This window comes from Candidatus Nitrosocosmicus sp. T, assembly GCF_054408485.1.
Genome location: NZ_CP166992.1, coordinates 2,964,219 through 2,984,390, shown reverse-complemented (window position 1 = coordinate 2,984,390; position 20,172 = coordinate 2,964,219). Strand labels below are relative to the sequence as shown.

Genomic DNA, 20,172 nt, shown 5'->3' with positions numbered 1-20,172 from the left:
AAATTGTTACGGTTAATAGGTAATTCGTTAGTATTATTACAAATATATGAAGATAAGTATATTTTTTCATAAATTAAACCTAAATTTAATTTATTTACTAAAACGATTACCAAAGAATTTTTGAACGAACGAACACGTCAAAGATCCGTTATTGTATTATATTACATTCCTCAACTAGTAGTTGGATTACTGAAAGACGCAAACCTACTGTTAAGGTGAATTTATTATTAGAAAAACATTAAGAAATAATATCCCAATTCTTTTAAAATATAAAAAGTGTATTGACTTTCTACAAAATTTTAAAAAGTTGATGATATGTCCGATCTATTGATGAATTTCTTTTTCTAATGCATCTTTTAATAATCTAATATGTTTTTCTCGATCTTGCTTTATAGTTTTCCACATATCAACTAAATCTTGTCGTCCGTCCTTTTCAGCATCTTGGATATATCTACCGATAGTATCATATAAAAAGTCAGCATCTTTACCCAATGTTCGTAGTATATCATACGCTCTATTAGTTAGACCTGTGTTAGTGATGTTAGACATATATTAGTATAGCAATAATGGTTTTTATATTTTCTTAATTGTATATTTATAACTATATAATATATACAAAACAATTTTCAAATGTAATAAGGTATCAATAAAGGTCTTGTTTCTTATGGCAGTAAACTTGGCATCTCTAATACATAGAGAACCTCAGACCTTCCCATGTTTTTGTTATCCACGAGACTATCAGGCGGGTTGCATGATAGTGCTTATTGGAAGACTAATTCGATGGCTAACTTATGACATGATTGTAGCCTTATTACCCCTTTATTCATTGCTCAAACTCCTCAGAATCTGACACATCAAATAAAAGTAGAATAGCTTAATCAACATACTATTTAATACCAGATCATTTTAACGCACAGAGGTAATTGATCAACGGATAATCAATTATCAAATTAAAATTATCTTAATTACGCAATTGCAAACAAGAATTACATATAAGAAATCATTGTTTATTTTTTATCATGACAATGATGGTAAAGTGTAAGCAATGCGGATTTCAACATCCTTCTGCTCTTCAAATGGGCGAAGATTCTCTTGAGGCCAGTACTATTTCTAATAATTCAGAAAACTGTACTAAATGCGGTCACTTTTCTGATTATAATAAGGAAGATTATTTCTTTCAATAACCTTTTTTTATATACTTAAGGCAATACTCAGGAAATATATGGCCTTTAATGTTCCTATTGTTATGCTCTCAATGTTGATAGAATATGAGATAAACTGAAAGCTGAATCAACTTAGGATTGGCACTTGCTACAGTTGTTGGAAGCATGAATGGATAAAGAAGAATATTCAGAATAAATAGAAAAACATCTGCTACTATCAAAATTTAGAAGATTAATTCTAGAGGAGCTTTTCTGTAGGTTCAATTCGCCTATTAATACTAAAAGATATTTATCATGAATACAGTCTCAATGTTCAAGATTGAAGATAAAGAATGTCTTTATTTGTTAAAGCATAAACCCGTGAATGCAAGAAACGGGTTCAAATCCCATCCTACTACTTATCCCGATGTTCCACTTTTTTTGTATTCCCTATTTTTGTGAGCTTCAAATTTACTCGGCTATAAAACGCATATTGATTGAGAACTTTGTTAACCAGAAGAGAGAAAAACAAATTGATAATTTGCAAAATTTAATTTGGTCGAGGTTTATCCTATTTTGAAGCAGTTAATGGTCAATATTATTGATATGTCGTTAGGCATGATAGTCGGCATGATTTTAGCTCCAATTATGATGAAAGGTATTAAAAAGTTACATCAAGAGTACAGAGTCAACAAGATTTTAAAAAAACTTAAAGAACAGAGAATAAATGAAAAGCCAGATGATGAAAATAAGAATAATGTTTTCTCACAATAATCAGTATGTCAGACAAAACTTTCAAGATTAATTATTAGCTAATGATAACAAGTTTTCTATCTATTATTTATTTCGCATTTGCATTATTATTTGATGTCTTAAAAGCAGAGTCACTACTATTGCTTATCAAAAGTTTTCCTAACACTGTAATACTGACAGAAATCTTACCTCTCTCTTTTCTTTCAACATCTAATAATCCAAGCGAAGCTAATCCTTTGGCGTCTTTTCCACCTTGAACATGATAAGACAAAAGTGGTTTGCCAAAACCAGATGCCTGTTCTAAATCCTCTAAGCTATCCAAAGATCCACCCGCTTGATCAATTGCTTTTAATATCTTTATCTTTGCTTCAGACACAATTTCATTGTAACTTAGTTTAAGAACAGGCATTAAAATAGGAAAGGTCTTGGTACGATCCATACCGTATGCTTTAATACCGTTTACAAATGAAGACGATAATGCAGCACATCCCAGTAATTTTTCTCCAGAGCTTACATTTACTAGTATTTGATCGTATTCTTTGGAATGTATCAATATTTCATTGATTCGCTCTAGTGTATCACGGACAACATTCTCTTCATTTACTAGATAAAGATCTATAGGCAATCCTAATGCTGATTTAATCTTCCTTGAAAAGTCTTCTGCTTTTGATTTATCATAATCAAAACATATAATTGCAAGTTTATGTACTGGAAAACTCTTTATTCCACTAACAATTGCTTCATTATCATTAGGACCAAAAGTTGCAATTTGTAGTGTTAATGTTCTTTGCATATATGTATACTTTAACCTCAGTTAAATGATATTAATCGATTTTTCCTTTCTTTCTATATGACAATTTTTGAAACAAAAAGGTATGTTTTGTTCGTTTATTTTACAATCCCATTTGTTTGCTCTTATGCTTTAGTACAGTTTCTTCGTCAAAGAATGAACAGTTGACTACATGTTTTCCGTCCATAGCTGGAGTTATTTCTATGGCGCCTGAACTTTGCAGGCTAGTGATATCGCTTAAAGTCTGTAACACTCTAGCCTGTGATGGCTCCTTCCATTCTATAAATTTAATAAACCACATTGGACTGTAGCTCTCATCAGTTGGATTAGCAGCTCCAATACCAGCTTGAAAACCCATAGGACCTGAACCATTTATTCCGTTTGTAAACTGGAATAGATCGACTGCTCCTTTACCAACCAACTGAGAATCGGCTTCTACAAAAGGAACACCCATCATATCTGCAGGCATCTTTGGAGCTGCATCAGTAACTATATAATAAATGGTACTTCCATCTGGTCCCCATCCTCTATGTGCAACCATTGTTACGATCATTTTTTCAGTATTAATGTCCAATACTTGACCGCCCATATATGGAGTTTCATCATGTATGTTCGTACTGTCTTCTCTAATCATTAAAGAACCGTTGTTCCATTGAATGGCTGGATGATTAGCAACAATATCTGTTTTGTTTATGGTTAACTCATTATTTTGCAATGATTGATTTAACTGTCCAATTGATCTGATTTCACTTACATTAGCATTATCATTCCATCTTACTAGATTAATTTGAAATAGCGGACTATAGTTTTTATCTCCTGGCTTTGCATTCATTACTTCATTTTGAAATCCTAAAGATCCATTTCCATCAATTCCGTTTGTAAATACAAATACCTGACCTTTAGCGGACTCGGGTGTTTGAGACAAGATAGGAGCGTAATTAACCTTGAATCCTGTTTTATTTGTAAGAAGAGATGCTGTATTTTCATCTGAAACATCTGTTGCAATGAAATAAATTTCATTTCCGTTCTCGTATCCTTTAAGAAGTGGTATATCAATTGGAACGTTGGTATTTGCCAATTTTAGAACTGAAGAAGTTAGTTGTGGTGACATATTCATTTGTGATTCTGTCTGTGCATTAACACTCAGAATTGGCATAGTTATCATGCTAAAAAAAATAACCAAGAAGAACAATGTTCCAACCGAAGTTTTTATATTTCTATTAAAGAAATTATTTGACATTGCAATACAAATATAATGTAACTATAAATTGTGATCCTTTAATCGTTTAACAAACAGTTTAACGGTTCAATATTAAAGACATTGATGTGAACGGTATGAATCAAGATTAAAGCTCAAACGTATATCAGTCAGTCATATATTTTAATTTTAGACAGCGAATAAAAAAATTAACTATTATACAAATGATGAAAGACTAGCCTCTGATTTGCTGCAATTATCATTTATTTATCACGTACCAACAACAACATTTCTCTAAACTACAATTAATACACTCTTTATCTGATGTACTGTGTGCACATCCATCTGGTAAGCAATTGCAATCTGCACATTTCATACGTATGTGTGATTGAAACCCTTTCATAATAAAGTTATATATCAATGCCAATGAATAAGAACTTCATCTATCATGGAGCTAATTCATATTGGTTTTAGTAAAAAATATAATCCGAGAAGAATTAGAAAATTTTAATTATATTTAGATTCTTTAAAAGGTAGAACAATTTGTTAGACTTTCTTCCTTGAATTTTTCTGTTTAGTAATTTTTTAGCTAGTAATTGAATCGTTATTGTTAATTATTCCTTAGAGGGTTTATTTTCAATTTGATTGAAGATTGCTAAACAAATTCAAAGAAACTCCGAAATTGTTCGAAAAGGTGAAAATAAATGAAAAAGAAATCAAAAATTAGAGTATTAAAAGATAACCAGTGATGATAGTTACACTTTCGTACTGGATTTAAACCAGTCTCTTGATCGTAATCTAAAAGCACAGCAAACCAGTAAGGAAACAGGAGAAAATAATATCGGAGCGACAGATGGAGATAATTTGAATAATATATACAAGAAGAAAAAGGTATTAACTAATAAGGATCTTAGAAAGGCTTCTAAAGGTCTAAAATTCAATAATCCTTCACAAAGAAATCATTCCTCTATATATGAGCGAATAATCGCAAGATATTGAATCGATCTCAAGAGAAGTCAAATTATCTCAGTTCTATAGGAATTGATATATCAAATCTAAATATTGTTTTTAGAAAATATGAGATTGAGACGACTGTAGTAAGAAACCATATTATCTAAATTGACTTCAATGGATGAGTGCAAACCATGACTACTTAACATGTATACGAACTCCTTCCCTTCCTTTAATAAGAGATTTAACTAGTGGATCTAAAGATAAATTGTTAGAACCCACGTCCGAAAGACGTAGATTCGAGTCCCACTCCCGGCGCCTAAAACAGGGAATCATACCATATTTTTAAATAATTTCCGCAATCCACACTATTATTTATAAGGTAGTTTGCAATATTTTGGTAACCTTCATGCAAATCTAATGAACTTTTATATTATAAAAAAATTGACACAGCACAATTATTAACTAATAAAGACAAAATCAGTCTCATGCAGGACATACAAAATTGAAAATACAAATAATTAGATTGAGGCAATGTCATGTAAGTCAGATACTGATAAACTTTATGATATTTACTTATGATTTCTAGAGGAAGCTATCTACAATCTAAAACTGAATTTGTTAACTACATGCCTTTTATATTTTTAGAGGATGATCTTGAAATTTACTATGAAACTTATGGAAACGAAAAATGTTATCCAATTGTTTTAATTCATCCATTAGGTGGAAACATATCGATCTGGGAAGAAGAAATATCCCTTATTTTAAGATCTGGAAAATATAGAATCATTTCGTACGAGCTACGCGGTCATTACAGATCCTCTATGGGAAAGAAAGCTAATTTCACTATGGAAGATCTCGCTGATGACTTGGATAAATTGCTAAAGCATCTAAATATTTTGAAATGTACTTTAATCGGTCATTCGATTGGTGGGAAAATAGCTGCTGTTTTTGCAAAAAAGAACATTGACGTTGTAGATTCAATAATGTTTATCAGTGGCTCATCAATTCCTATCCCTGAAGACGATCTTGAAGATTCCAAAATGATAGAAATAGCGTCTACAAAGGGAATGGCTGCAGTAGCTGAGTATGAACGGCAGATAAACTACCAAAAGGAAAAAGCATTTCAAGATGAAAAAGATTGGAATCGATTTAAAGAAATATTTACGAAAACTATGGTAGAAGGATTTATAGCTTCAAGAAATGCCTTGAGGACAATGCCAAAAGATATAAATAATTTTTTAAAAAATTCTGATTGTAAATTATTTGGAATTGTAGGCAGTGAAGATGATGTATTTTTAAATCTTAAGAAAACAATGAAACAAGATATTCCAAAATTCAGATTTAAAATCATTAATGGAGAGGGTCATTGGCTGATACTTCATAATCCAGTTGAATTAGATAAGGCCATAGAGGAATTTTTAAATGATACAAATCAAGCATAGTAGTTTATTAAAAATTTTTACAAAATAGATCCCAGTTTTTATAGAAGCTTAAGATGCTTATCTCGTTTTTCAAACTGAATATACTATTGATAGATATCGATCTAGGACTATTTCAGTATAGAATAGATGGCATGTAGTATCCTGCAGGTTCGTTATACATTCCAATAGTCATGAGGGTAAGTTGATGGACTAGTCTTAGATTGTTGTCAAGACACCATCGGAACAACTCGGCATTTCTAGTCGGAATAAGAATACCTGGTCCTCCATAACAAACAGTTTCTGAGGCAATGAGGGCCTTAAGATCATCATTAGTAAAACCCACGGAGTGGTTAAAATATGTCAATCCAGTTGTATAGCCAGTAATTTTTTCCCCGTGTAAAACCACTTTCGCAATTCCTTGCTTTATACTATCTTTTAACTCACCGTTTCTATCATGGCCATGAATTGCCTTGCAGATTGCATTACATGATTCCAAATCTGACTCTGTTGCTACCCGCACTGATCTTCCAGGAATGACTGCTGAAATTGGGTTTCCCTGCATCGTTGAGATTGGTTCTCTAACATCAAATCCTAAGCTGGTATATAGTGCAAGTGATCGGTTATGATATGACGCTTGGAGCAAACGTATTGCCAGATATTTTTTGCTTCTAGCTCTCTCCATTACATTGCTCATTAACTGTCGACCCGCCCCTTTATTCTGGAATTTAGGATCAATTGTTATTGGTCCAACCCCTGCTACTATATTTGATCGTTCATCTAAAAAGTTGCTTCCTATTATCTTGTTACCCCCTCCCTCTGTATCTTCGGCAACTACTGAATAGAATCCCGGATTAGAGAGAAAATAAGATGCTACATTTATTCCAATATCAACAGTGGGAAACTCACGAGGAAAGCCATGCTTATCTGCAATCTCTGAAAATGCTTCAAAAATTATTGTTCCAATCTCCTTTGCATCATCTATGACTCCAGGTCTTAATCTTAAATCATGCTTTGTACCGGTCAACTTAATACATGAAAATGCTTGTTCAGATTTTTATTCTTTTATTTGTTTTTCTGGATCTGTTCACTTTAGATTCAACTCAGTTTAACGAAAAATTGAAAATAAATATCCTTAACTTTACGGAGCTGAAATTTATAATAGTATGATGGTATAACTTGAACAGTTATTTTTAATAACTTAATCATATCTCTTCTTAATAATAATTATTGGTTCGTTTAACCTGATTCATGAATCAAAACGATAGATTCAGATCTAGATAAGCATACTCGATCGTACTATAAGTACTATAAGTACCTGATATTATTATGACAAAGTATTCGACTGAAATAATAGAATGTCTGGCATCATGGACACAAGAATTACAGAGCTGTAAAGGCGATCCTAAATGTATAGAACAATGTGGCAACGAATTGAGAAGTAGGCTGGATACGATTTTTCCACCCTCTACTACATTAGAATTTGATAATGATAAAATCAGTTATATTTTTTCTACTATATTTTTTTTATCTAATAGGCTAAATAAAGCATTAATTGGAGTGGCCGAAACAGACAAGGCTATTAATAACTTGGTATCAGAAGAGCGGACGACTATAGATAAGGATATAGATAATCAACGTGGACAGGAATTTCAAAATAGTTTAAAAAAGATACTTTCAGACTATTATTGAATATCATATAGTAATACCTCGAATATACCTATTACATTTATCATATAATTTACAATCACGTTTTATATGCTAACAAAAAATTTTTAATATAGCTCCGTAGATTCTCTGATATACTGCCAAAGCAAAAAATAGTGAGATGAAATTCTCATAATTCCATCTATGTATTTTCAGGATATGTATAAGTAAAGTCAGACAGAAAATAACAAAAAATTAAATATTAGCAAAAATTAGCACTTTAAGATTAATTAATTATATAATGTTTTTTCTATACTATTTTTTAATCATATGAATGCAACAGCAAAATGTAAAAAATGCGGGAGAGTTTTTAAAATACAAGGAGTAGCATTTGCAGGAGAGGATTATCTTAAAACTGCTCACTCTACAGGATCTGCAACTGAAGAAAGATGCTCACATTGTAGTTATATTGCTACGTATGATGTAAAAGAATTGATTTGGGATGATAATAATTTGTAATATATCTACTTCATCAAGCAATTGTTTAACTATGTTATTAGGCCAACATTCATAATAAATAATTAAAAACGCCTTTAAATATTACACACATAGAATCACTGTATTAATACTATGTAAGATACAATTAGTTATGAGTAATGACTATAATTCGCATGCAACAGCAAATGAGCAAAATAGCCTTCGTGGACAGGAAAATGAAATCAGTGTTAAAGATTATTCATCGGTAATGGAGTTAGCGAATATCTTAAAAGGTCTTGATTATCCGGCATCCAAAAATACAATAGTAAATTCTGTTATAAGCGATAATACAGATAAGAATATAGCTGAATTATTAGGACGAATAGAAGATAAAGTATATAATAATGCATCAGAAGTTGTTAGTGCAACAGGATTAGTTAAAAGAGAATAATAGGGAAAGGCTTTTGTTTTTCATGTTTATAACTATCCAATGGTAAACATGTACAATCTCATTTAATAAAATTACAATATACAATGAAATGATAAAATATTTAGTATTTAGATATAGCTTTTACTGAACTATAAGTAATATAATTTTACATATTTAAAGTATGTTTCACAGTTATACTCATGAGTGCAAATTCTAATTTTATATCTACCCAAAAAATACCACAGGAAGCATTATAGCTTAATAAATGGACCAAGGTATCCTCAGGATATTTTGAAATTTCTGCTTTTAAAAACTCTGATACACATAGAGGCTACTTTTGCTATAATTGTATATATTTTATGAAATCCAATCACTGTGCAATTGTTACCGATGAAGGACAAGATGTAGACGGTAATGTATCAAATGTAATAGCACCTTATGGTATCTGCTCGCTTTGGACACCAAACGAAAAGGAGATTAAATAAAATGTCGGATAAAAACATAATTGAAAAGGCTGCAGATGTTGTTGGGAATATAACAAAACTTCAAAAGCTATCTAAATTAAAATCGGCTTATGTCGAACGAAAAGAGTTTAAAGATGCCAATCTGCACTCAGGTTATTTCTACTATAATTGTATTTATTGGATTGATTCTTTGGGTGGAAAATGTATGATAGTAGACAAAGAAGGTCCCGATGTTTTTGGAAAACTATATAATATAATTGCCCCACATGGATGCTGTAATGGTTACGAGTCAAATTTCGACAAACTTGATAATACAGATGTTTAGTCTAACTTATAATTATCAAAATAATATTTAGATATACGCACTAAACAGATAACTAAGACATCAATTTTCAATTACAATGAAATGAATAAGACGAGTATAACCAATTCATTAAAATTTAGAAGAAAAGTATCTTGACAAATAAATAGAAGAGTTAAAGCAACTATGTTATGATAATGTAAAATTCCATTTTATTTTCAGCGTATCTATAGTTTTATTAGTATCTAAAAGAGTTGTTGCAGTCATATTCTCTGTATAACAGGATGTATGTTGCTATAGTAGCCCTCCTCTTTATAATCGTGCTTTAATCTATTCTAATCAGTGATCTTATTAATGGAACTTACGTCCGAAAGACGTAAGTTCGAGTTCCAATTCCGGCTATCAATCAGGGAATAATAAAATTAAGATAAAATATACGCGTTCGTTTTTCTGTATCTAAACTTGCTTACATACTGGAGGTGATAAATATTAGCATTAATAACACCATCAATAGTTTCTCGCATACAACAATGGTTCTCTATAACTATCCCTATCACCAGTAAAGCAGCCACGGCCTTTTCCATCACAGGTTATTGAGGATGTTGATCCATTGCTTAATAACGCTTTGCGTACTTCTGAATGTGAAGCACCAGGATAAGATGCCTCATATAAGGCAGCTGCTCCGGCAACATGTGGTGAGGCCATGCTTGTTCCGCTCATTGTTGAATATGAGTTCCCTTTATAAGTTGAGTATATTTTGGTTCCAGGTGCAGCGAGGTCTACTACAGAGCCATAGTTGCTAAAACTTGCTAGTGTGTCATCTCTTCCAGAACCCGTGCTAGGACCCGTGCCTCCACATTTGCCATCACTATCTCCGATGGCTGAAACAGCTATAACACTGGGGTTATTAGCAGGGGAGAATGTAGAAGCATCTTTTCCCGAATTTCCCGCAGCCACTACAAACGTGATTCCAGCCTTTACAGCATTGTTTATCGCAGTATCAAAAGCAGAGGATTTACATTCGCATCCAAGGCTGAGATTAGCAACCTCTATTTGGCTTGCATATTGTCTAATATAGTCAATACCTTTTATTATGGTCGATAAGGCACCCGAACCGTTTCTATCCAAGACCTTGATTGCCCATAGCTTTGCTCCAGGTGCTACTCCAACTACTCCAATCGAATTGTCTTTAGCGGCTGCAATTCCTGCAACATGGGTCCCATGTCCGTTATCATCGTTTCCTGACGACGTACCTGAAACAAAGGTTTTCTGGTGATAGATGTTCAGATCAGAATGGCTCGTATGTATTCCACTATCCAGGATGGCTATGTCTGTATTAACGGCTCCACCACCGTTACCGGACTTTGTAGAGCTTAGATCGCCATCAACCCTATTTACTCTACTTGGCAGTGTTTGAGCAAATGCTTTAACTGTCTTGTCTTTTTCGATATAATCTACAAATGGGCTTTGTTCCAGCACCTCGATAACTCTTTCATTTGGAACGCTAATCGCAAACCCATTTAATACATCTTCATAAATATAGAGTATTTCAGTTCCCTCAATATTTACCTGTTTTGCAACTTCTGAAAGAATGTCACGCAAATTCAAAGCATCTTCATTTAGAACCACAATATATTGGTCCGGTATTACCTGTCCCATAGGGGATTCTGAGGAAGAAGGCGATGGAGATGATGATGGTAACAAAGAACTTGATAAAACATCGGAATAAGGTAATTTATCCAAGATAGAGATAAGAATGCTGGGAGTTGTTGCTGTTGTTCCTTTATGTTTTTCATTTCCAGAGTCCGAGTTGTCGATGTCATATACTACATCATCAGAATAAACTGTATAATCATTAATTTCGCTTTCAGCTTTATTTTTTGAATTTATAGATCCTTTATTGACGACCTTTCATTGGCATCTTTATTACCAGTTTTAGAATCTGAATTGTCTCGGCCACTATTGTCTTTTGTATTTAGACCTGGAATTATCTCGTATAATTTTTCTAAATTGTTATTCTCTTCATCGCTAATATCGCCATAAAAAATTTCATTATTGTCCAATTTATCATCATTATTAAAATCAAGAAATGGAAGATCAGGCATACCAACGCTTTGTGCAAATGATGTTGGCGTAGAAATAGATGACAAGAATCCCATTGTCATTATAAAAAAAGTTACAATGAACTTTGCAATAATATTATGTTTTTTACTCACAAACACAAAATAATCATTTAGAATAAAAGAAATATCAAGATGTCAGTTAAGAATTCTTACTATTTTGATATTAGAAAATCATCATATACTAAAACAGCGAATCATGTGATGTTTTTAAACAATTTGACGAATCCCATCATAATATTAGTAGACGGCCAAATACAATAGACTGGATAACTACAGGCTGTCAATACATAGTATATAACGAAGTTCGTGCATACCCAGACTATTCAATCTGGTTTAATTTTTTTTCTTATATTGATAAATATATCAAGATACGGATCTTCAAAAAACCACAATCAATATTCTCTCTACCCAAGGCGTATTACGGCAAAAAATTCATGCCAATTTATGGAAAAATGGATATTAAAGTTCCTAATCTGCTAATTCTTAGGAATGTTCCACTCCGAAGGCTATCTTTACTGTAGAATGATATTCAGTTATTTTTCCGGTATTTGGATCCACCCTAGCTGTCATATCGGTTAACTCAATTCCAGTTATACCGTGGATTGTTTTTGTCGCTTCAGCTAATGCTACCTGAGCAGCATCATCCCAGCTCTTGTCAGATGAACCTACTATTTCTATTATTTTTGCTACATGTGTCATGCTTCAAATTATAGATTATATATTAAATAGGTAATCTAGTAGCATGGTTTCATGTAGGTAAATTGACCTTTATTTGATAATAAAAATTGGAATATTTTAAAAATGAACAACTAGGAAAGTCAGATCAAAAGTCTGTTTAGTATTTATTAAGAAATTAAAACAGGTTAAGATATCACACGAGATGATTAGGAATGAATCAGGTAGTTTGCTTAATTAGAAGATTGAAAATTTTGGTATATTAGATTTGTTTCCAAATTAATGCGGTCTTAAAAAGACCAATAAAAAAAATTGGATGTCAGTCTTGTTGTGCTAACGCATTATTCCCGCTATTTACTTGATTTTGGAAACTTACGTTGTTGCAAGAAACAGTTGCATCTTCGCCTGAAACACATTGAGAATTCTGTTCACTGTCTTGGTCTTGGCCTATTCCTTGGTCAGCATCATTACCGCCCTTGCCTTTTTTACCGTTGCCGCCATCTTGAGCAGCTGCATTGTTTCCATCATTGTCCTGATTTTGAACACTTACGTTGTTGCAAGAATTACCCAAACTACCACCAGAGACACATTGGGAATTCTGTTTTGACGATTGAGATTGGCCTATTCCTTGTGAAGCATCATTACCGCCCTTGCCTTTTCCGTTGCCGCCTTGTTGGCCTAGTGCGTTATTTCCATCATTGTCCTGATTTTGAACACTTACGTTGTTGCAAGAGTCATTTGTATCGTCACCAGAGACACATTGGGAATTCTGTTTTGACGATTGAGATTGGCCTATTCCTTGTGAAGCATCATTACCGCCCTTGCCTTTTCCGTTGCCGCCTTGTTGGCCTAGTGCGTTATTTCCATCATTGTCCTGATTTTGAACACTTACGTTGTTGCAAGAGTCATTTGTATCGTCACCAGAGACACATTGGGAATTCTGTTTTGACGATTGAGATTGGCCTATTCCTTGTGAAGCACTGTTTCCATTACCGTTATTGTCATCATGGTCATTGTCATCATTATCGTCGTCTATGGATTTAGAACCAAAATCACCATCATAATCGTCATCATAATGTGCTCTTAAGTTCTTGTCACATGCTTCTTCATTATCTTCATAGTAATCTTCGTCATCCTTACATTGATCTATGTCTACTCCGTAGTGTGCAAATGCTGTCTGGAAATTAGATATTGCAGGACCAAGGGTCATTGCTATCGCAAATACTGCTACAACTAATACTGCATTTAATTTTGTGTTATTTGACTTTAACATTCTATTCTTGATTCCTTTAGTAATAATATATGATATAATAATTTTTGAATATACTTTGCAAATTTTGTTCTATTTAAAAAATTTGTAATAGTTTTCCATAAAGTTTTTATATTATCCCCTTGGGCAGCAAAGATTATTTTCTAACAATCTAAATTTTTCCAAATAAAGATATAGAATAGAATAATTTTTTTACTAAGGGTAACCGTTTCCGGTTTAGCAACAATATTATCACAGATCTTGTAAACAGTAATACCCAAATCTTGTTGTTAGATTAAGGAATTGAAAATAAGATAAAAGGGGTCAATTAGTTTTTATTAATTTTCTAAATATACAACATAGGCACATACCTATGGATTAAGATCTATTAAGAATAAGAAATTGGTCTTCAAAATTTACTTTGGAGTTGGGGACTTAATACTCTTCAATGAGAGGAATATGGGGATATTTGGTCTGAAATTAGCTTTCAGTATTTTGAAATAATTTATTATTTTTTATTTATTTGGTTTTACCTTAATAAGTGATTATTAGCCGACTTTGACTTACGGATTGTTGAAGTGCAGCCGATTCATTAGAAGAGTTGGTCGAAGACTGGTCATCATCCTTTATTTCCTAAAAGTCCAGATGTCAAACTGTCAAACAATTGGCTAATTTCATCTAAAATATTTTGTGCATACACAGCTTGGGTTGCAGGAGTTATTAGTATAATAAGTATTAAGATCGAAGGTAGCAGGTATCGCATTGTTAGACTAGAACATTATCCCTTAAATAGCTATTACCGATGTATTAAATTATGATAAAAAAGCATGAGAATGAGTTCAAAAACTTAAAAATGAGAATTTGTTTACATGAAATCTGTTAAATTGGTTTCATCATTTGTATTTGATTTATAGATACTGTTTCTAAATTACTGTTATTTAGAATCAAATCCAAAACTCATATCATCTTTACTAAACCTTGGTAAGAATCTTTTTAGAAACTAATTATCTCCACTATACTCGGTTGATCAAACCGATGTAAAGGGAATCATTCTATAAAAGGCATAGATTCACATGCCAGGCTTGGATACTAAATAGATGTATAATAATAACTAATCAGATAATATACATGTATAAATGAGTCTAAAAATTAGACTAGTGGAAGAAAATGATGTGGAAGCTTGTGAAAAGATTGGGTAGGAGGCTCACAAATCTATTTCTTCATCTCATGGCTATCCATCTGAACAACCCTCTGAAGAATATGCCATAGGATTAATCAAGATAATTATTGGTAATCCAAACTCATATGGAGTTTTAGCAGAGCGACAAGATAAGGTATTGGGTAGTATATTCCTTCATAAATTTCCGCCATCGCCGGTTTCAGTAATTGGGTCACTGACAGTACATCCTTCTACAGAGGGAGGTATTGGTAGGATATTAATGGACGCTGCCATAGCCCAGGCTCATAAACAGAACTACAAGCAGATTAGATTGGTGCAATCACCAAGTCACATTCGCTCTCTTGTTTTATATACTAAAACAGGCTTTCCCCTTCAAGAGCCGTTACTTTTTATGCAAGGGCAGTCACTTAAAGAAAAAAATAACGTCCATAACATTAATGTACTTTTGATTGAGAACGAACGTGATATTTCTTTATGCAATGAATCATGTATGTCAGCATATGGATTTACTAGAGAAATGGAGTTGCGTCATGCCATCAGTCAAGGAGTTGCCACCATGTTAGAACATGATAGTATGGTCAAAGGTTATACGGCAGGTATAGGAATATTTGGTCATGCTGTAGCTCTATCAAATGAAGACCTTAAAACTCATTACCAATGCTCGGAGAATTATTGGTCCTGGTTTTTTTGTACCTGCTCGAAATCAGGAGATTCTTGTTTGGTTGCTTGAAAATGGTTTTCGCATTGGTTGGCCTGCAAACCTTATGACCAGGGGTCCCTATCAAGAAACACTCAAGCCCTTTCTTCCATCATTGGCATACTAAACGACTTTCAGACTCGGTTCGATAAAAAACCCCCTCATCTTTGCAAATATATTTGAATGAGTAGATTATGGAAATTATTTATTCAAATATAACAATAATAATTCTCAGTCATACTCAAGAATTTCAATTCCGACAATCGTCTAATTCATTTTTTTAGAATATATAAAATTATTGCATGTTAGGCCTTAAATTTAGAACGTGAGTTTAGGGATCAAAGAATTCATTGACAGGTTTTAACAACCAATGCTGCTATCTATTTGATATTTATTTCTTGTTGAATTTCAAATATTTGAAAGTATGATACAACAATGAATGGAGCGACATTTATAAACCAAATTTCAATGTTATTAGTGGTAGGACAGTACTTTAAGAAATTAGTCTAATTTTAAAAGCACAAGAGATCATCGAATCAGTCATGAACTTACTGCAGTGGATGAGAAAATGATTATGCAGATAACTATTGTAATATTTAGCCGTGTAATCCTATTTATGGACCTTTCCAAGTAAACGGTATGTGTTTGCTAGATCTGCCTTCTCTTTTCCATTTAAAACCCATTGCATCTACTTCATCCTTTAAAGATGTTCCCCACGTGGCTACTGCACCTGGACCCACCTCACTACCGGGTGGATTTATTGTTTGAACCCGCTTACCAGCTGGAGTCATTGGGCCGCCAAGAGCTTCTGCTTTTGCAAGTACTTTTCCATGGATTTCTGCACTCCAATAGCTCAAATCATCTGAAATTTCAAATTTTATTGGCTCAAAATCTATTCCTCTAATTTCACCTATCATTTTAGCCAATTCGGCCATAAAACCACCCGCCCTTCCACTAAATATCATCTGGAGAGCCTCTCTTTGTTCTTTGTCAGCGCGTTCATCAAAAAAGAAACTAAGGTTTATTTTTGTTGCACCTGTCCATATATTACCTTCAAATGATCCTAGACCTATTGCATTCAATCCGTTTAGAGGTATCTTACCATAATTTCCACTACGAATATGATATGCAAGTACGCCCTCACAATCGCCATAGGTTGGTTCTTGTGCAAATTCACAGGGACAAGGGATCTTACATTTACATACGTCAAACCAATCCCCCGAAGCTTTCCAAAATGGAATACTATTTGTAGTCATACATACTGATCAGTCTAATAAAATTTAAGGTACATTATTTTGTTTCAGTATTCCTCCCCAAAAACCTAATAATGTAAACATTTCAAGAATTTTAGTATAAATAAATATATTTTACTATTCTATTTTGTCGTGTTCATGTTCATGTTCATGTTCATAGTATTGTCAATTACACCATATTCTTTATCATGATTTGAATTGCTCATATCCATCATCTCCATCTCATATAATGAACCCATATTTTCATCTTCAGGTATAATCGATACTGTTCCTATCATTGCAAGTATACCAATTGACATAAATATGATTCCAGTTGCTTTGGATACATAAATTCCCTTGGACCATACTTTTTCTGCAAAAATTATACCTGCAAATAATCCCATCCAAAAAATATTCATCCAACCTAAGGCAATCATAAGAAGGAAGTAGGGCCAGCAGCATCCAAGACAATACAGTCCATGATAGAGACCCATGGTTAGCCCGCTTCTTAAATTATTGCCCTTCCATCTTTTCATAAAAAAGGCCAAAGGAGATTCACAATATCCAAGGCATTTTCGCTTTATAGAACTAAATTGATAAATGCCTGAAATCAGGAGCACTATTCCCGCGATAATTTCAATATCTCTTGAACTGTAGTTAACAAGAAGACTGTTCATTATGATAGACCATACTACTAGAAGGAAAATGCCGGTCAATGTCCATATCAAAAGATAAGTTCCTATGAATGCAGCTGTTTTGATTGGTAAATCGAAAGGCAGTGACATAAAGGAAACTCGTCCATTTTTTTGTGGTTTAGAAGTACCAAACTCGTGTTTAAAGTTACCCAGTATAGAACTTGTGTCATAATCACTATTGTGATTATTATGACTATCGTCAATACTCTTAGATATCAATTTATTATATAGCAATATTATGGGAATAATTGCAGGAAACATCATGGCAGCCATTCCAATAGTCCAGCTTAATATAAAAATTAAAGTTGCTATGGGATTTAATGTCATCATTGCCTCCATCATGTCAGGTTGTTTTAAGGAAAAAATCCATGCAATGACAGAAACAGAAATAATAGAAACTAAAATTATCTTTTGAACTTTATCCAATCAGATTACACTATTTTGTTTTATTAAATCGGTTAATACTACAACTATTAAAAATTAAGGACCCTTGTATTCTATAACTGAATACAATGCATTTTTACCGGAATGGTCAAAATTAAGATGTGATGTAGTAATTCTCATCACTTTTGTTTTTGCAGCTTCTGCAAGCTTCCAGATAAAACCCTTTGGAAGTTGTATTCTCGTATCTTGTTCTTCACCTGTTACGGGATTGACGAAACTTTCAGATTTTACGTCTATTATACCTGGAACTGAAAAACTGCTTCTTTTACCATCTATATTTACTATTAGATCCACATATTGAGGCTCGAGGAAAAACTTTATTGTAGTAGCAAAAAGTGCAAAAGGGCCCTCTCCTTTAGCTTGTCCTGAAAAAATAGAAATGATTGCTCTTCTTTGTTCTTCGTCTGAATCCTTTGTAACGAATAACTGAGCAGTTCCATTACCTTCATGAATTGCTTTTGGCCATGAAAATGCACATATCACATTAATTCCATCAAGATTTACACTACCATACCTTCCGGAACGAATATGAAATAAAACTAGTGCTCTACAAAAACCATTTGATGGAAAACCATTAAAATTGCATGGACATCCATAATCACAGTTACATGTTTCAACATAGTCTGCCTTAAAACTCCAGGTTGGAATTTGATCTAGAGAAGATGATGACATATTCCATTACCATAATGCAATTATATTAATTTTTAATAGTCATGAAATGTAATTGTTGACACAAGCAATTGGATAATCTTGCTCTTGGGTGGTTTTATTAGTCATGTCTCTCCTTTTATTTCATTGATTATTTTTTGGTGATGCAGAAGAGTAATGAAATAGAAATATAGAAAACTATTTAATTTTGAATCTTTGCTACCGTATGCAAAACTATGATTACCTTCATTTCTGCATATATCGGAGTACATATTTAACATTAATTCTCTGTCCTCCTTATGTAAGCCATTTATCAAGTCTTTCCATTTTTCACAGGTCTCATCAAACAGTATGTCTCCTTTCGTTTTGCCATTACGTTGAAAAGTTAAGTCTGGATTTAGATTACTGTCAATAACCTTTTTTCTTTCTTTGTTATCTAATGTAAATAGTAACTTATAGTTATGAAAAAGTGTTCCCATAATGATAGAATCCAATGGGATAGGATTACAAGCATTAGATAGATATGATGTATAGAGTTTAGCATTTTCGAAAATTAGGTCAAACGCTTTTTTATCACTCTTAGATGATAATTCTTTTCTAAATTCAGACCAATTCATCCTTTCAATTTCGATTAATTGTCTGAAGGATGGAATACTACGACCCATATTTTCCATTATAGAGTTTTTATTTAAGTATTACGCTGCGTATAATAGTGGAGATCAAAACTATCATAACAATGATAAAATATTAATAAACATCAAGGTAATCTAACCAAATAATATGTTATTAAATTGTTTTATATTTATGATAAGGTTCAAATCCAAAACAGTCTTATGCTTTTAAGTAGGATTTGAAATAAGATAGACTGCGGGACCTATCTTTTCTTTTCTTTTCATTAGAATCATTACCAAAGTTCGGGTTCTCCATCATGAAAGAATCCTCCACTAGGGCCATTATTTGGCAAGGTAGCAGCCCACACGATCCCTCTACAACCATCTTCTATTGGGCGTCCACCATGACCACCCATGTCTGTTGCTACCCATCCAGGGTCAACCGAGTTTACCAATACATTCTTACGTCCTAATTCTGATGCTAATTTTCTAGTCAAAGCATTAAGTGCAACTTTTGATATACCATAGGCAGGTGTTCCACCCTCCATATAATGCATGGAAGCTGCACCACTGGATACATTAACTATACGGCCATAGCCGTTTTTTTCCATCAATGGAATGAAAGCTTGACATAAAAGCCATGGACCAAATAGATTTGTTGTCAATGCTTGATTAACCAATTCTAGATTTGCATTCATAGTAGATTGATTTTTATCATACAGAATTGCAGCATTGTTAATCAGAATATCAAGACGTCCAAATTGATCTTCTATTTTGGTAAAAATATCCTTTATATTACTTCTATCTGATACATCCAATTGATAAAAGATTACATCTAGTCCCTTGTCTATTAGTTGTTTCGCTGCAACTTCACCTTTTGTAGGATCGCGAGAGGTTAACAGAACAGTAATACCTAATTGCGAAAGTTGTTTACAAGTTTCAAATCCTAATCCCCTATTAGCCCCAGTTACCAATGCAATTTTTTTCTTGGTTATTTTTACATGCATATAACACAACTATCAAGTCTATTTTATTAATATTAAG

General features: G+C 33.0%; 22 protein-coding genes. 8 read left to right on the top strand and 14 right to left on the bottom strand.

Annotated features, from left to right (window positions below):
• Positions 1-324: 324 nt before the first annotated feature.
• Entirely contained in the window at positions 325-549 is a 225-nt protein-coding gene (locus AB0A59_RS15440) for a hypothetical protein (RefSeq protein WP_458745209.1), read from the bottom strand.
• 1,181 nt (positions 550-1,730) lie between these two features.
• Between AB0A59_RS15440 and AB0A59_RS15435 the strand changes: the two genes are divergently transcribed.
• A complete protein-coding gene (locus AB0A59_RS15435) occupies positions 1,731-1,916 on the top strand; it encodes a hypothetical protein (protein WP_458745207.1) in 186 nt (61 codons plus the stop codon).
• Positions 1,917-1,983: 67 nt separating this feature from the next.
• On the opposite strand, the gene AB0A59_RS15430 is transcribed toward AB0A59_RS15435, so the two are convergent.
• Positions 1,984-2,688, bottom strand: coding sequence for a hypothetical protein (locus AB0A59_RS15430; RefSeq protein ID WP_458745205.1), 705 nt, complete (start codon positions 2,686-2,688; stop codon positions 1,984-1,986).
• Between the two features lie 100 nt (positions 2,689-2,788).
• Positions 2,789-3,925, bottom strand: a complete 1,137-nt coding sequence (locus AB0A59_RS15425) for a DUF7482 domain-containing protein (protein ID WP_458745203.1) — start codon at positions 3,923-3,925, stop codon at positions 2,789-2,791.
• A gap of 1,538 nt (positions 3,926-5,463) precedes the next feature.
• On the opposite strand from AB0A59_RS15425, the gene AB0A59_RS15420 reads away from it, so the two are divergent.
• Positions 5,464-6,279: an alpha/beta fold hydrolase gene (locus tag AB0A59_RS15420; protein ID WP_458745201.1), complete on the top strand. Its 816-nt coding sequence runs from the start codon at positions 5,464-5,466 to the stop codon at positions 6,277-6,279.
• 112 nt (positions 6,280-6,391) lie between these two features.
• Here the strand turns inward: AB0A59_RS15420 and AB0A59_RS15415 are convergent, their stop codons facing one another.
• Positions 6,392-7,282, bottom strand: a complete 891-nt coding sequence (locus AB0A59_RS15415; protein ID WP_458745199.1) for a GNAT family N-acetyltransferase — start codon at positions 7,280-7,282, stop codon at positions 6,392-6,394.
• Between the two features lie 302 nt (positions 7,283-7,584).
• Between AB0A59_RS15415 and AB0A59_RS15410 the strand changes: the two genes are divergently transcribed.
• The 5 genes from AB0A59_RS15410 to AB0A59_RS15390 all read left to right on the top strand — a co-directional run bounded on the left by AB0A59_RS15410 (position 7,585) and on the right by AB0A59_RS15390 (position 9,598).
• Positions 7,585-7,947, top strand: coding sequence for a hypothetical protein (locus AB0A59_RS15410; RefSeq protein ID WP_458745197.1), 363 nt, complete (start codon positions 7,585-7,587; stop codon positions 7,945-7,947).
• 285 nt (positions 7,948-8,232) lie between these two features.
• A complete protein-coding gene (locus AB0A59_RS15405) occupies positions 8,233-8,421 on the top strand; it encodes a hypothetical protein (protein ID WP_458745196.1) in 189 nt (62 codons plus the stop codon).
• A 130-nt stretch (positions 8,422-8,551) separates the two neighbouring features.
• Entirely contained in the window at positions 8,552-8,830 is a 279-nt protein-coding gene (locus AB0A59_RS15400; RefSeq protein WP_458745194.1) for a DUF2795 domain-containing protein, read from the top strand.
• A 338-nt stretch (positions 8,831-9,168) separates the two neighbouring features.
• Positions 9,169-9,294, top strand: a complete 126-nt coding sequence (locus AB0A59_RS15395; RefSeq protein WP_458745192.1) for a hypothetical protein — start codon at positions 9,169-9,171, stop codon at positions 9,292-9,294.
• 1 nt (position 9,295) lies between these two features.
• On the top strand, positions 9,296-9,598 hold the full coding sequence (locus tag AB0A59_RS15390; RefSeq protein WP_458745190.1) for a hypothetical protein: 303 nt from the start codon (positions 9,296-9,298) through the stop codon (positions 9,596-9,598).
• Between the two features lie 483 nt (positions 9,599-10,081).
• On the opposite strand, the gene AB0A59_RS15385 is transcribed toward AB0A59_RS15390, so the two are convergent.
• The 5 genes from AB0A59_RS15385 to AB0A59_RS15365 form a co-directional block, all read right to left on the bottom strand.
• Positions 10,082-11,317, bottom strand: coding sequence for a S8 family peptidase (locus tag AB0A59_RS15385; protein WP_458745189.1), 1,236 nt, complete (start codon positions 11,315-11,317; stop codon positions 10,082-10,084).
• A gap of 143 nt (positions 11,318-11,460) precedes the next feature.
• A complete protein-coding gene (locus AB0A59_RS15380) occupies positions 11,461-11,790 on the bottom strand; it encodes a hypothetical protein (protein ID WP_458745188.1) in 330 nt (109 codons plus the stop codon).
• Positions 11,791-12,180: 390 nt separating this feature from the next.
• Positions 12,181-12,396: a dodecin family protein gene (locus AB0A59_RS15375; protein WP_458745186.1), complete on the bottom strand. Its 216-nt coding sequence runs from the start codon at positions 12,394-12,396 to the stop codon at positions 12,181-12,183.
• Positions 12,397-12,691: 295 nt separating this feature from the next.
• On the bottom strand, positions 12,692-13,645 hold the full coding sequence (locus AB0A59_RS15370; protein WP_458745184.1) for a hypothetical protein: 954 nt from the start codon (positions 13,643-13,645) through the stop codon (positions 12,692-12,694).
• A gap of 595 nt (positions 13,646-14,240) precedes the next feature.
• Complete coding sequence (locus AB0A59_RS15365) at positions 14,241-14,384, bottom strand: hypothetical protein (protein WP_458745182.1); 144 nt, start codon at positions 14,382-14,384, stop codon at positions 14,241-14,243.
• A gap of 451 nt (positions 14,385-14,835) precedes the next feature.
• Here AB0A59_RS15365 and AB0A59_RS15360 point away from each other — a divergent pair, with 451 nt between their 5' ends.
• A complete protein-coding gene (locus AB0A59_RS15360) occupies positions 14,836-15,531 on the top strand; it encodes a GNAT family N-acetyltransferase (RefSeq protein ID WP_458747627.1) in 696 nt (231 codons plus the stop codon).
• 581 nt (positions 15,532-16,112) lie between these two features.
• Here the strand turns inward: AB0A59_RS15360 and AB0A59_RS15355 are convergent.
• From AB0A59_RS15355 to AB0A59_RS15335, 5 genes are all read right to left on the bottom strand, one after another.
• A complete protein-coding gene (locus AB0A59_RS15355) occupies positions 16,113-16,754 on the bottom strand; it encodes a DUF1326 domain-containing protein (RefSeq protein WP_458745181.1) in 642 nt (213 codons plus the stop codon).
• 119 nt (positions 16,755-16,873) lie between these two features.
• A complete protein-coding gene (locus AB0A59_RS15350; protein ID WP_458745180.1) occupies positions 16,874-17,851 on the bottom strand; it encodes a DUF2182 domain-containing protein in 978 nt (325 codons plus the stop codon).
• A gap of 54 nt (positions 17,852-17,905) precedes the next feature.
• Entirely contained in the window at positions 17,906-18,541 is a 636-nt protein-coding gene (locus tag AB0A59_RS15345) for a DUF1326 domain-containing protein (RefSeq protein ID WP_458745178.1), read from the bottom strand.
• 101 nt (positions 18,542-18,642) lie between these two features.
• Positions 18,643-19,191: a hypothetical protein gene (locus tag AB0A59_RS15340; protein ID WP_458745176.1), complete on the bottom strand. Its 549-nt coding sequence runs from the start codon at positions 19,189-19,191 to the stop codon at positions 18,643-18,645.
• A gap of 230 nt (positions 19,192-19,421) precedes the next feature.
• Positions 19,422-20,135, bottom strand: a complete 714-nt coding sequence (locus AB0A59_RS15335; protein WP_458745175.1) for an SDR family oxidoreductase — start codon at positions 20,133-20,135, stop codon at positions 19,422-19,424.
• Between the last annotated feature and the right edge of the window lie 37 nt (positions 20,136-20,172).